Origin of the sequence: Legionella anisa (genome assembly GCF_001467525.1) — a bacterium.
GTDB lineage: Bacteria > Pseudomonadota > Gammaproteobacteria > Legionellales > Legionellaceae > Legionella > Legionella anisa.
Window position 1 is genome coordinate 40,604 of the sequence record NZ_LNXS01000043.1, and the last position, 15,812, is coordinate 56,415.

The window sequence follows — 15,812 nt, forward strand, 5'->3', positions numbered from 1 at the left end:
TAAATTCAGCTATGCTTTTATTTTGGCAGCGCTAGGGCCTGTTTACATTTCACTAGATTGAGTCAAAATGGCCTGATTTTCGAGCATCGAAGCGCGGCATACATGGAGTATTTGCGCATACCAGCGCAGAAAATCAGGTCATTTTGGCCAAGATAGTAGAAATGTAAACAGACCCTAATATTCTTGGTAAATAGAGCGTTATTCACTCCTAAACTGCCTGCTCAACTGAATGGCCATTTCTATTGACTGTTCGTAGTTGAGTCGGGGATCAACCAGGCTATGATAGGCTTTTTTCAGATCATCGGCTGCTAACCCGCGTGCACCGCCAATACATTCAGTAACATTATCGCCAGTCAGTTCAAAATGAACACCACCAAGATAACTACCCATATTGCGATGAATTTCCAAGGCTTGTTTGAGTTCTAAAAGGATATTATCAAAGTGACGTGTTTTGATGCCATGTTCTGTAGTTTCTGTATTACCATGCATGGGATCACAGGACCAGGTGACTGGGATTTTTGTTTTTCTCACTGCTTCAATAAGCGGGGGAAGCAGTTTATCTATGTGTCGTGCGCCGAGGCGGGTAAACAACAAAAGCCGTCCCTCTTCGCGCTGGGGATTCGCTCTGTTCAATACTTCTTCCAGCCATTCAGGAGTAGCTCCAGGTCCGATTTTGATGCCAATTGGATTTTCTACGCCACGTAAAAATTCCAAATGCGCGCTATCAATTTGTGCAGTACGCATACCAATCCAGGGGAGGTGGGTAGAAAGGTTATACCATAAACCATCTTCCATTTGACGAGTTAATGCTTGTTCGTAATGCAAATGCAGTGCCTCATGAGAGGTATAAAAATCGACCTTGGATAAATTACTGGATTGTATTCCGTCAATGGTATCTAAAAAGTCCAAGGCATCACCAATTGATTTAACCAGAGTTTGGTATTCTTCTTTTTGCTTTGAATGTTCAACAAAACCTAAATCCCATTGTTGGGGATGATTCAGGCTAGCAAATCCACTGTCAAGTAAACTACGAATAAAATTTAAGGTAATCGCTGAGCAGTTATAGGCTTGCAACAATAATTGAGGATTGGGTTCTCGAGCTTCCTGAGTAAATTCTGGAGAATTAACTAGATCACCACGATAACTGGGTAAGGTAACGCCTTCAATCGTTTCGTAATCTGAAGAACGAGGTTTTGCATATTGTCCAGCGATGCGTCCCACACGAATAATGGGTTTGCGTAAGCCATGCAATAAAATCAAGCTCATCTGTAAAATGATTTTTAATTTATTGCTGATAATTTCTGAACGACAATCATTAAATGATTCAGCACAGTCACCGCCTTGAAGAATAAAGGCTTCTCCACGTCCAGCACGTGCAATTTCTTTTCTTAAATTTTTTACTTCACTACTCGTAACGAGTGGAGGTAAAAGGCTCAGTTGCTCTACAATTTTATTTAACTGTTCGTTATCAGCATAAGCTGCAGCTTGTAAATACGAGTACTGGAGCCAAGACGTAGGCGACCATTTTTGCATAAAAAAACCATGTGACTTTTTTGAGTCTAAGTATGGAATAAATGAACACATACTGCAAGTGAACTATATATTATGTCAATAACTTTTGTCTAAAATAGGTAATGTTGATGAATCACCAATTGTTTTGGATTTTATTTCCTGCGTATCCTAAGTTTGGTTCTCTCAAAAAAACTGAAAGCCTACTGGACTGCATCAAATGAAAACTCATTTGAATGAAAGGCTCTTTGGACTAGAATCCAGGAAAAGTTCAATTATCGGGATTTATGTTCTCTATTAATATTATATGCTTTAAAATAAATTGACATGTTTCATTTTTTGCTTAAAATTTGCAAAGTGTTCTGGTCAATAAAAAACACGTATTGAGCTTTCTTTTACCAAAAAAGTTTAAGCAAGCATACGAACAAGGCAATGAATGCTTTTTTTTTCACATAAGTATCCTGCAGGAAGCAAAAAAAAAAAGAAAAATTAACGTGCTTCCTACACCACTAAAAGCTCGCTAATGGTTACTCATCAACTAATTAGAGTATGAATTATGACTAAGGAAATACTAGCAAGTGAATTTTCTAAGATATTTTGGTTTGAAACACAAAGATTAAGCGATGAAGAGCAATATAGGTATCATCTTTATAACATCTATCACTATTCCAATAATTTTGATATCCAGCGAGTTAAGAATGCATTGCAACTGACTGTGAATTCTAATTATAACCTAAGAAGTAATTTTATCTATGATGGAAACGATTTAAAGCAAATTATTCACCAAAATATAAGCGCTAACCTCATTGTATGTCAAGCTCACACACCAGAAGAATCCCAAAAATATTTACACGAAGCAATCGTTCGTCCATTTAATCTTGAGTCAGATCCATTATATCGTTTTGTTATTGTTGAAAATCAGTTTAATGCTACTTATTCCCTTTTGCTTAATTTCCACCACATTATTTTAGATGGAACACAATTTGATGTGATAGTAAAAGAAATTGAGTCAAATTACATTAATCCCAAATCCTTTAATGCCTCAGATAAAGCCGATATAGTTCAGTTAGAACACTATTTAAATTGGGAAAGAGAACAAATAAACAAAGCGGATATTCAACCCGTATTAGATACATTAATGAAGCATCCCTTATCGCTTACATTGCCTTATCATGCACCAACATCACAAAAATCAATTACTAAGTCATTTATTTTAGATGAGCAATCCTACCAAAAGCTTAAAAAATTCAGTAGGGAAACCGGTTTTTCAATTTTCAACATTCTTAAATCAGCATGGGCGACATTACTTGCAAAGTACACCAATCAAGATGAAATTATCATTAGCTACCCATTTAATACGCGAAAAGCACCCTTCAAAGAGATAAAAGGCTGCTTCGTCAATACGTTATATGCTGCTTATACGATAAGAGAAGAAACATTTAAATCCACACTCGATTTAGTGAGGCAAAATATTAATCTTATGCGTGACTCAAAGGCGTATTTAATTAGCCCGATGTCATTACGTAGATCATTGGATATTTCTCAAGTAAATGTTTCAATCTCAATGATTTCCACACGATATCAAGGCCCCTCACTCGGTACTCTGATTGAACAAGAGGAAGTAGTCTATCCAATGAGTGGTTCAGAGCTTGTTCTATATTTTGATGATAATGGACAGGATTTATTTTTACAGTTTCGAATGCTCGACCATGTCCTTAGTCCTACTCTTGTAAATAACATCGGTTTTCATATAGAAAATTGTTTGATGTCCTTAATAGACAACTATGAATCAATCCCTATCGCAAATACCAATCTTTTATCACAAGAAGAATACAACCATGTTGTTCATTCTAATAATCAAACCGATTCTATATATTCTAAAGATAAAACGATTCATCAATTATTCGAAGAGCAAGTTATTCGTACACCAAATAATATCGCTGTAATCTATGAAGAAGTAGCACTGACTTATCAACAACTCAATGAGCGAGCTAACTGCTTAGCAAATTACCTCAAAGAGGTTTACCACATCGTCCCTGATACTTTAGTTGCTTTATGCTTGGAACGAAGCGAGCACATGCTCATTGCTATTCTTGCGGTATTAAAAGCAGGAGGCGCCTATGTGCCCATGGAGCCTAGTTTTCCTGAAGAGCGCCTTCAATACTTATTTGAAGATACTTGTGCTCAGTTAATACTGACTAATGAAAAATTCGAACAACGACTCGTGAACCTGACTGCATCAATGAATCACATATGTTCTATTTTGCCAGTTGATAGTGAAAAAACTCGTTCATCGCTTTTATCCTCACCAAGCACCAATCCCAATACAATCATGACAAGCCAAAATCTTGCCTACGTGATTTACACCTCCGGTACCACAGGCAAGCCTAAAGGTGCTATGTTGAATCATACAGGGATCGTGAACCGTATTGAGTGGATGCAAAATGAATATTTATTAAATACAACCGATGTTGTGTTGCAAAAAACTCCTTATACCTTTGATGTTTCTGTCTGGGAATTATTCTGGGCTAATTGGTATGGTGGAACTATTGTATTTGCTCAACCAGAGAGTCATAAAGATAGTGATTATTTAAGTCGCATAATAGAGAAAGAACGTATTTCTATTATGCATTTTGTGCCTTCGATGTTAGATATTTACCTAGAGTCTCTATTTTTATCTAAGCAGGCCCTTTCATCTAATTTAAAATATATTTTCTGTAGCGGCGAAGCCCTTACTGTTGATCAAGTTAATAAATTTGAGAGTGCTAAAAAAATAAATCCTGAAGTAAAAGTGGTGTTACACAATTTATATGGTCCTACCGAAGCTTCAGTTGATGTAACTTATTATGCATGTCTGAATTCTCAAGACAAAATTCCAATTGGAAAACCAATTCAAAATATAAAAACTTATATTCTTGATAAATCATTTACTCCTGTGCCCAATGGGGTTGTCGGGGAATTATATATTAGTGGTATTGGTTTGGCTCGCGGATATTTAAATAGACCTGAGCTGACAGAAGAGCGTTTTATTGCAAATCCTTTTGCGAAAGATCTTGATGCACCTGGCTATAATCGAATGTATAAAACAGGTGACCTTGTACGGTGGATGCCGGATGGTAATATCGAATATTTAGGCCGTAATGATTCCCAAATAAAACTGCGGGCACTGAGAATTGAGCTTGGTGAAATTGAAAGCACGCTCTGCAAATATAACGAGGTCAAACAATCCGTTATTCTAGTAAAAGATAGAAATAAAGGCACCCAAAATGATAAATACTTAGCAGCCTATTATCTTTCAGCAACCCCGATTGATGAAGATAATTTACGTCAGCATTTATCTCAATTTTTACCTGAGTACATGATACCGAGCGTTTTTATCCATATGGATCGATTCCCATTATCAAATAATGGAAAACTGGATAGAAAAGCATTGCCTGAACCGATGTTTACGTCTGCTGAAGAAAATTATGTTCCGCCTCGAACTCCTTTGGAAGAACAATTATGTAGTATCTGGCAGGATGTATTTAAAATCGAAAAAATAGGAATTAGAGATAATTTTTTCCAATTAGGTGGTGATTCTATTTTAAGTATCCGTATTGTTTCTGAAATGAAGCAATTAGGCTTTAATATTTCAGTTCGAGATATTTTTCAGCATAATACGATTGAACATATTGTACCGATTATCTCGAAGCAAAATATAAAGGAAAATGCATCTTACCAACCGTTTAGCTTGATTTCTTCGGATAAATTGAAGCAACGAAATGATGCGGATATGGCGCAATTAGAGGATATGTATCCCGTATGTTATTTGCAAGCAGGAATGCTCCTGGAAGGTGAGTTAACTGATGATGGAAGTTATCACGATGTATTTTGTTATACCATCCAAAAACCATTTAATAAAAAACTGTTCTTATCAGTATGGGATCAATTGATTACAAAGCATGCCATGCTGAGAACGTCTTTTGCTGTGGATTCAAATAATGGATACATCGCACTGCAATATAAAAATGGATCGAGTGACAAATGTTTTGTTTTAGAAGACACGCGTTCAATTGAAGCCATTTTAAACGATGAAAAACTTGAAAAATTTAACTATTCTGAACCAGGATTATTTCGATTTCTAATTGCTCATCAAGAAAGTACTCAATTTAACTTAATCTTTTCTTTTCATCATGTCATAGGAGATGGTTGGAGCATTGCATCGCTTATCTCAGAGTTTGTTGATTTATATGTTCATGAAAACTCGCTTAAAGTAGAGAGCACTTTACCTTTTTATGGGGAATTTGTTGCTCAAGAAAAAGCAGGTATTGAAAATCAAGAAATTCAACAATTTTGGTATAGTTATTTAAATGATTATCAATATGTTAAGCGTGATTTACGCTTCAATAAAGAAGCCGAATTGCTGCACGATGTATATACAACCACAGACATTTTAAGCAAGGAGAGCTCTGCTCAGTTAGTTGCTTTAGCACACGAGCTAAGCATCTCTGTAGATATTTTATTCCTAAGCGCCTATCAGTTTTTATTGTCAACGTTCTTTAATAATGACGATTTAATTATTGGTCTCGTAGTAAACAATAGGCTTGAAAAAACCAGCGGTGATCAATTATTTGGTTTGTTTTTAAATACCATTCCTTTCAGAGTAAAAGTTGATAAAAATAATATTTATCAACTAATTAAAAAAAATTACGATGAAAAAATTAAATTATATCAATATAAAATCTACCCTTACGGTAAAATAAAAGCTGATCTTGGCTTGCAAGACGATGTGTACCAATGTGCATTTAATTATATTCATTTTCACGTTGCTGAAAATAATTATAGTGATGGTAGTCTGCAATTTACGGATCGTTTTGAAAAAACCAATATTCCGTTATTTCTAAATGTCCTACGGCAAAATGATCAATTCGAATTTTCGATAACAGGAAGTGCTCATTTTGTAGATAGGCAAACCGTAGAAAAATTAGTCCATTATCTTCATTACTATCTAAGCCAAATTAGTGCAGGGAAAGAAAAATTAGTAAACCTCATGGAGGAAGAGTATCAACATTTGGTTTACGATCTGAATCAAACAGAAGGGTTTTATCAGAAAGGTAAATCGCTTCATCAATTATTTGAAGAACAGGTTGCTAAAACGCCGAATAACATTGCTCTTGTTTTTAATGAGCAGATGCTGAGCTATCAATATCTGAATGAACAATCCAATAAGCTGGCACGTTACGTTCAAGAAATATATCAAAATTGTACTCAGACTTCCGTTAAGGCAGATACATTGATTCCTATATGTGTCGATAGAAGTCTTGATATGATTATCGGCATTTTAGGTATTTTAAAAGCGGGCGCAGCATATGTTCCCATCGATCCTGTGTATCCCAAGGAGCGAATTCAGTTTATCTTAAATGATATAAATGCACCCTTAATCCTAACACAGAGTCATTTACAAGAGGTTTTATCTGACCATTTTATTTCGCTAATTGAGCTTGATAAAAAAATCTATGACAAGAATGATGGCTCTAATTTGGACATGAAGAGCAGCAATTCTGATCTCGCTTATGTGATATACACTTCTGGAACCACTGGTAATCCTAAAGGGGTTATGGTTGAACATAATTCCGTAGTTAACACGATTAGTGGTTTACAAAATATTTATCCAATCGATAATCAAAACAAAAAAATTAGTTGCTTTACCTCTTTTGTTTTTGATGTTTCTGTATCTGAAATATTTTCTAGTTTGTTACGTGGCGGAGAACTGCATCTGTTTAGTGAGGAGGTTAAACGTTCACCTGAATTACTGGCTGAATACATTAACCAAAAACAATTGAGTTTTGTTTATCTGCCGCCAGCCATACTCAGCGTATTGCCTAAAATCGATTATCCCTCAGTGAAGTGTATTATTTTTGCAGGAGAACCTTGTGAAAAAAATGTGGGTTTGTATTGGCTTACGAAGCATCCTTTATTTAATTATTATGGGCCAACTGAAACCACCATTTATGCAACAGGAAAACAAGTTGAACAAAGAAATATTAATGAGATTGGTAAGCCTTTGCAAAATCTTCAAGCCTACATTCTAGATAAAGAATTAAGTCCTGTACCTACAGGGGTTATTGCTGAGCTTTATATCGGTGGGGTGGGCCTGGCAAGAGGTTATTTCAATAGACCTGATTTGACAGCAGAGCGTTTCATTAACAATCCCTTTGGTGCTGGCCGACTTTATAAAACGGGAGATTTAGCACGAATATTGCCCGATGGTCATATTGAATATATTGGCCGTAATGATTCCCAAGTTAAGATTCGTGGATTTCGAATTGAGTTAGGGGAGGTCGAAAATGGGATCTCCAAGCTGGATGGCATTATCCAATCTTGTGTCTTAGCCAATGAGGTTAATGGAGCAAAAGAGTTGGTTTGTTACTACACAAGCACTGACTCTGATGTAAATGATCGTTTTTTAAAACAAAAACTTAAAGAGCATTTACCAGACTATATGATTCCAACTTATTGGAAACGAATGACCAACATGCCGTTAACCGTCAATGGCAAGCTCGATTTAAAAAAACTTGCAACGCTTCCATTAGAACAGAGGAAATCAGAACCTCAGATAGAAAATGCAAATCAATTACAAAAAGATGTTCTATCTCTTTGGCAAGAAGTACTGGCACATGATGATATTAGCTTAGATGATAATTTTTTTGATGTGGGTGGGCACTCCTTAAAAATGATTCATCTTAAAGTGAAGTTAGAAGAAAAACTTGCCTTAGCGGAAACATCTATGGCAACTTTATTTAAATATCCTACTATTCGCTCTTATTGTGATTATTTGTTAGGAAATAGCAAAACCATTCCACCTATCTATAATTCCTTCGTAAAAAATTCTGATGAAACAGAAGAAATTGCGATTATTGGCATCTCAGGTGCTTTTTCAGGTTCAAATTCGGTTGAAGAATATTGGGAGAATATTGTCTCCGGCAAGGAGTGTATCGAGTTTCTCTCTATGGAGCAATGTGAGGAAATGGGCATTGATCCAGCAATTTATAACCATGAACATTATATTCCCGCTGCAGGGCATGTTGCTGATATTGATAAATTTGATCCATCTTTCTGGGGATTATCACCTAAAGAATCAGGCATCCTTGATCCTCAAATTCGTAAATTTTTAGAACACAGTTGGACTGTTTTGGAAACAGCTGGCTACATTAAAATCAGAAAACAACACAACATCGGTGTCTTTTGTGGCGCTAGTCCAAGTTATTACATGAATAAGAATATTTTGAATTCTGAAGATATTAATCTATGGGAAGCAAATAGCATGCAAGGAAATAGCTATTTAGCAACCCGAACCAGTTATTTATTAGGTTTAACTGGGCCCGCCATGAACATTAGTACCGCATGTTCTACGTCACTAGTCTCCATTGTAGAAGCATGTGAGAAATTAGCTTCCGGTAAATGTGATCTTGCTTTGGCGGGAGGAGTGAGTTTTCTATCAACCGAACAACATGGACATATTTACGAGGAGGGCATGATCTTTTCAAAAGATGGACATTGCCGTCCATTTGATCAAGAAGCTTCAGGAACAACGGGAGGTTCGGGAATTGGTGTGTTGCTTCTAAAACGATTGAGCGATGCACGACGTGATGGTGATCTTATTATTGCGACCATTAAAGGATACGCCATAAATAATGATGGTCAACGTAAAGTAGGTTATACAGCACCAAGTATTGTTGGCCAAACGGAATGTATTTTAGCCGCGCAAAGGCAAGGGGGGCTGACTGCAGACACTATTAGTTACGTTGAGTGTCACGGAACAGGAACCAAGTTAGGGGATCCAATTGAAATAGCCGCATTGAACGATGCGTTTGAGGCCAATCTTCCTAATGATAAACAGATTGATTGTATTTTGGGATCAGTAAAAGCAAACATTGGTCATTCAGATTCTGCGGCTGGTGTCGCAGGAGTGATTAAAGTTTGTAAGATGTTGGAACATAAGATCATTCCGCCGCAGATCAACTTTAACGCACTGAATGATGAAATCAACATGGACGAAGAGTGTTTCAAAATTGTTACGGATAAACAACCTTGGACGCAAAAAAACCATCCGAGACGAGCTGCCATAAGTTCTTTTGGAATCGGTGGGACTAATGCACATGTTATTTTACAAGAATATTCAGAGAGTTTGTAAGACGGGGATATGTATGGACCAAATAAATCAATTAGTTGACGACAATGTTTTTATTTTACCTTTATCAGCAAAAACAAAAAATTCATTAGGACAATATCAAAAAAAGTTGGCTGATTATTTACCCCAGCTGCCTAATCATTCATTAGCAGATATTGCTTATACGTTACAAGAAAAAAGAGAGTTTTATTCTCATAGAAATTATATTGTTTGTAAAACAATTGAAGATGCCATTCAACAACTTCATCAATTAGGCACACCTTCACATCTAACTAAAGAAATGCAACATGCCGAACATAAGTTAATATTTATGTTTTCTGGTCAAGGCTCTCAATATTCCGGAATGAGTTCATTTTTGTATAAAAATGAAGAAATTTTTAGGAACTGTATTGATTACTGCTGCAATATACTCTCAAGCGATAATTCTATAGATTTTAAAGCTTTATTATTTTCTGAAAATAACCAAGCGATTAATCAAACCCAATATGCGCAACCTCTTTTATTTGTCGTATCTTACGCGTTAGCTAAGTTATTTGAATCTTGGGGAGTAAAATCGGATGCTTATATTGGACATAGTTTGGGTGAGTATGTTGCTGCCACTTTAGCGAATGTATTTAGTCTAGAAGATGCTCTAAAAATTGTTGCAATGCGTGGTAAACTCATGCAGTCAATGCCATCCGGGGCTATGCTTGCCATTCAAAAGCCGGCATCAGAGGTGAGCGCTTACTTAACCGCAACTACTGAAATTGCAGTAGTTAATTCACCTGAATATTGTGTTGTCTCGGGGGCTACTGCAGAGATTCATCAACTCAAAAAACAATTAGAGAAACAAGCCATTCCTTGTAGCCTTCTGCGCACATCTCATGCGTTTCACTCGGCAATGATGGAGGATGCGGCTCATGCATTTACTCAATTTTTAGCCGATATAATCTTAAATCCTCCCAGTGCTCCTTTTATTTCAAATACAACGGGACAGTTCATCACGGACATACAAGCAACATCGCCAAATTATTGGGGTGAGCACATCAGAAATCCAGTGCTCTTTTCAGAAGGTGTTAACACGTTAATGCAGAAATATCCCCATGCGCTTTATTGTGAAATAGGCCCTGGCAACACCTTGTCAACCTTTGTCAAACAACACAAAGATCAAAATGATAAAAACCTATTAGCAATTCATACCCTTTTGCCTGCTAAAATTTACAAAGAATTACCTTCAGATAAAGAGGACCTGCAGATTTTTCACGCTGTTGGAAAATTGTGGAGTTATAATTATCCATTGAATTTTAAAGCGATTTCAAAAAATCAATTTGGCAAGTTGACCTTATTACCCTCATATCAATTTGAAAAGCAAACCTGTTGGATTAATAAATCTACAACTTCAGGACATGCAAATAGAGATGTTGTCATGAATCCAAAATCCAAATGGTTTTATAAGCCAACATGGAAACGTTTGTCATCGATTCCCAAACATCATGAGCTCATCAGCTCATCGCAAGATACTTGGTTAATCTTTGCTGATGATACGGGTTTGTCAGATAAGCTCGCGCTACGTTTAAAAGAGCTGCAACAAAAACATCTTGTTGTAAAAATAAATAAAAGCATTCAGTCTTTTGTCATCAGTCATGATCACGTTCAAATCAATCCATTTTCAGAACAAAGTTATGCAAAATTATTTTCATATTTAAATGAACATCATTATAAACCTACATTAATTATTCATGCCTGGACCGTGACGAATGACCATGTTTCATACGTTAATGAGTTTACAGAGTCAAAAATATTTTATGGTTTTTATAGTTTGTTTTTATTACAAAAATATTTGTTAAATCACTATAATCATCCACTAAAACTCTCTGTATTGACTAATGGTATTGGCCAAATAACTGGTGAAGATATTATTCATCCGGAGAAAGGAACTGTACTCGGTGCCGTAAGAGCTATTCCGCATGAACTTCCTCAAGTACAAACACTGTGCTTGGATCTTGGGTTTAAGACCTCAATTAATCCAGATTATTTAATCCAATTTGCCCAGCAGGACGATCATTATGAAGCTGAGCCAAGCTATGCGTTAAAAATGAATGCATTATGGCGTGAAGATATTGAATTGATTTCAACCCCCATTCACAATCAAACCCTGATACAGGATAATGAAGTGATTCTCATCACCGGTGGCTTAGGTGGCATTGCATTATCTATCGCTAATGAAATAGCTAAAAAGCATCAAGTAACTTTTGTGTTGACCAGCAGGAAACCTTTTGTTGTTGACGTGCCTGAAAAAGAACAATCGGATTTATATAAATTCCAGAAATCCACTATAAAACAGATTCAAGACAATGGTTCACAGGTTGATATTGATTGCATTGATATCGCAGAACCTCTTGATACACTCAGATTAATCGAGCGTATTAAACAAAAATATGGAACGCTCAGCGGCATAATTCATGCTGCTGGTGTTGAGCCATTGGGCTTAGTCGATAAGTCGCTAGACCAGTTATCTTCGGTACTCTCCGCTAAAGTTTTTGGTACAGAGAATTTATTTAATGCGCTAAAAAATGAAAAGCTTAAATATTTTATTATGACTTCCTCAATCACTAGCTTTATGGGAACGGTTGGGACGATTGAATATTGCGCGGCAAACAGTTATCTCGATATTTTGAGTGGCTCCATGTTCCATCCTATTGTAGAACATTTTCTCTCTATAAACTGGCCTGCTTGGTCTGATGTGGGGATGGCACATAAGTTTAATACCTTAAATAAATCCTCTCAATCTTTGGAACAACTAAATGCATTAAACAGTAAACAAGGTGCGGAGGTATTTTATACACTTATGAACCAAACCGAGCATCATCAGGTTGCTGTTTCTAAATTTGATATCCAAAATTTGAAAAAGAAAATATTTGGTAAATACAGGAAAAATAAAAATTCCATTGCCCTAGTGCATGAGAATAAAAGACAACTTCTAACTGATACGGACATAACGGGATTGGAAGAAAAAGTGGCGCAAATATTCCATGAAATTCTGGGTGTCGAGCAATTTTCTAAGCATGATAATTTCTTCGATCTCGGTGGATCCTCATTAAGTGTTGTACAGCTAGTGAGCAAATTGAAAGCGATTGATTTATTTCCTTCGATTACAGATATAATGAAAAATAATTCTGTGTTTTTGTTAAGTAACTTCAATACGGTATCCACAACGGAAAAAATTGTTGTTCCTTTAAAAATAAATCCAAATTCATCCAAAAATGTATTTTTTATTCACCCTGTTGGCGGAACATTAATTCTTTATACCAATATGATTAAACAACTGGATAATTCATATAATTATTACGGCATACAAAATATTAATATCGCTAACAAAGTGATTATAGAAACGGATAGTTTAAAGAAACTTGCAGAAAAATATGTCTACGAAATACAAAAAATTCAATCTGATGGTCCGTATGTATTGATGGGAGCCTCATTAGGAGGAACTCTTGCTTATGAAATGGGCAGACAATTATTAAATTTAGGAAAACAAGTAAGCTTTGTCGCTATGTTTGATTCATGGGCCACTTTTTCTGAAAAAAGCCATGATGAAGATATTTTCCGAGATTACATGTATTCCCAGATGAAATCTGAGTTTGATGAATTTGCAAGTAAATTATCGGAGCTTGCTGTAGAAAACGAAGAGATCATCAAGAATATTTGTGATGCGCGTTGGAAGCTGATGACTTTGCTACTCAATTACAGCATTCAAAGTGGTGATGTAAATATTAAGATTCATCAATTTAAAGCAAAACAACTCGATAGTTTTCATATTAACAATATTAATACTCCTGATAATGGTTGGAAAAAATATACTAACTTGCCGGTCAGTAGTTATGAAATAGATGGTGATCATATTTCTATCCTCGAGCAACCAGGAGTAAATCAAATCATTACTGAGCTTAATAGTTTGTTATCACAGATGAAAAGTAAAACTGGAATCGATTTGAAGGCTACAGCAAACTCAATAGAGTTTAATTACTCTAAGGCAATTTAAAACAAGGTTGGGTCTTGGCCCAACCATTTAATTTTTTTATGGAAATAGTATGAATAGCATGATTAAAATGAACCAATCCAAGCAGTCTCTAATTAAGTTTGCCTTATTTTTGATTTTATTTTTAGATGGTTTTGGGCAAAGTTTAATTTTTCCGATTTTGACTAAAACAATTTTATCAACTGACAATCATAGCTTAATTAATAGTCTTTCTTTACATCACCGAGAAGTTATTTATGGTCTTATCGTGGGACTTTTTTATTTTTTCTGGATGTTTGGAACAGCCATATTAGGCGACTTCTCTGACTCTTATGGACGTAAAAAAGGTCTGCTTATTTGCATCATGGGAATGATAATTGGGAACCTCCTCACCGTATTTGCTTTTGCCATGAGCAATGTTTGGCTCGTTGTGATTGGCCGTACCCTTATTGGTTTTACAGCGGGAAGCCAAGCGATTGCCCAAGCTTCAATAGCAGATATGAGCACCCCGGAAAATCAAGCACGTAATACGGGATTGATTATATTGGCCGTGACATTAGGTGCTATTTTTGGTCCTGCGTACGGACAGGTCTTTAGTGACAGTCAAGTATGTTCTTTTTTTAATAATCAAACGCCTTTTATTGGTGTTATCGTGTTATCGATACTCAGTTTACTAATCCTATCCTTTTTCTATCATGATACGTCAAAGCCAAATAACAAACCTATTCAGTTAACACGTGTTATTAATATTTTCAAAGATGCATTTGTTCATCCCAAAATACGTATTTTACTGTTTTCTATGATTAGTATTTTTGGATGCTGGTCTATTTATTACACTTACATGACGATTTATTTAGTGAAAACGCTTCATGCAAGCAGTGGACAAATTAGTATTTACATGTCTATGTATGGCGTAGGGGCCTCAATTTCCATGGCTCTATTAGGTAGCATTGTAGAAAAAAAATTCAGCACCAAAAATGCTGTAATTATGGGATGGTCTTTGCTTGCATTAGCCACCTTATTAACGCAATTAAGTTCTTCACTAATTTTGGATTACCTATGGGCTATTTTTGCAGGTATCGGGGTAGCTATAGGAATGCTGTTTTCCATGAAAGCATTCTCTGTGCAAGTTCCAGCGGATAGACAAGGTTGGATTATGGGAGTATTTAATGCCAGTTGGGTTGGCGTAATGGGTATCTCCGTAATGCTTATGGGATATATTGCAAATTTTGGCATTATTGTACCACTTATGATTGGCTACATGCTGTATTTAGTCGGCGTCACTTTATTTATAAGATGTCCTGAACACTCATAAATTTGAAGATTTAGTCCCTCAACTCACTCTAACGGTTTCTATTTCCCGCGTTTTCTCCGCGGGAACCCTATTGGATTTTCCTACAGTACACTAGGCGACAATAAATAAAAAAATTTAAGGACTTGAAATCTTCTCCGGCGCCCCCATCTCTGGTGTTCACATGGCTAGGCTGTAGAGAGGAGTAATTGCATGAGTAAAAAAGATAAGAATTGGCATCAATTTAAAGAAGAGCATGAATCTAAAAAATCCCCAAAAGTTGAACATTCTGAGGACGCTGTAGACTTGCCTGAAGAGATAGAACACCTGGAACCTTCTTTAGATCATCCAAGTTACGTAGAATTGAGTGAAAAACTCACTCTTGCGGAACAGCAATCTCATGAAAATTGGGAAAAAGCAGTCCGTGCACAAGCGGAATTGGATAATGTACGGCGCCGTGCTGAGCGTGAGATCGAAAATGCTCTTCGTTATGGTGTAAAAGAGAAGTTGATTACTGATTTATTGCCGGTAATTGACAGCCTAGAGCAAGCCCTGCAACTGGCTGCTAAAGCAGAAGATGCATCAATGCATGAAGGTTTAGAATTAACTCTGAAGCTTTTTATGGATGTATTGAAGAAATTCGAGGTTCAGCAAATTGACCCCACTGGCGCGCCCTTTGATCCACAGCTTCATGAAGCAATGTCGATGCAAGTTGCACCCGATGCAGAACCCAATACAGTATTAGCAGTATTCCAAAAAGGATACAAACTGAGTGATCGCGTGATTAGACCAGCGCGTGTTGTCGTATCAAAAAAATAAAAATGTGCTCTTTGTGGGTTGAAATT

5 protein-coding genes are annotated in these 15,812 nt (G+C 36.3%); 4 read left to right on the top strand and 1 reads right to left on the bottom strand.

Annotated elements, in window-relative coordinates; translation table 11 throughout:
* Positions 1-198: 198 nt before the first annotated feature.
* Positions 199-1,533, bottom strand: a complete 1,335-nt coding sequence (locus Lani_RS13910; RefSeq protein WP_019234331.1) for a 3-deoxy-7-phosphoheptulonate synthase class II — start codon at positions 1,531-1,533, stop codon at positions 199-201.
* Positions 1,534-2,065: 532 nt separating this feature from the next.
* On the opposite strand from Lani_RS13910, the gene Lani_RS13915 reads away from it, so the two are divergent.
* The 4 genes from Lani_RS13915 (at position 2,066) to grpE (ending at position 15,786) form a co-directional block, all read left to right on the top strand.
* A complete protein-coding gene (locus Lani_RS13915) occupies positions 2,066-9,682 on the top strand; it encodes a non-ribosomal peptide synthetase (protein WP_019234332.1) in 7,617 nt (2,538 codons plus the stop codon).
* 13 nt (positions 9,683-9,695) lie between these two features.
* Positions 9,696-13,700, top strand: a complete 4,005-nt coding sequence (locus tag Lani_RS13920; protein WP_019234333.1) for an SDR family NAD(P)-dependent oxidoreductase — start codon at positions 9,696-9,698, stop codon at positions 13,698-13,700.
* A 49-nt stretch (positions 13,701-13,749) separates the two neighbouring features.
* Positions 13,750-14,991 carry an MFS transporter gene (locus Lani_RS13925; RefSeq protein WP_019234334.1) on the top strand — a complete coding sequence of 414 codons (1,242 nt, stop codon included), beginning with the start codon at positions 13,750-13,752 and terminating at the stop codon, positions 14,989-14,991.
* Positions 14,992-15,180: 189 nt separating this feature from the next.
* The gene (gene grpE / locus Lani_RS13930) at positions 15,181-15,786 is read left to right on the top strand and encodes a nucleotide exchange factor GrpE (RefSeq protein ID WP_019234335.1); all 606 of its coding nucleotides are present in this window, start codon (positions 15,181-15,183) and stop codon (positions 15,784-15,786) included.
* Positions 15,787-15,812: the final 26 nt, after the last annotated feature.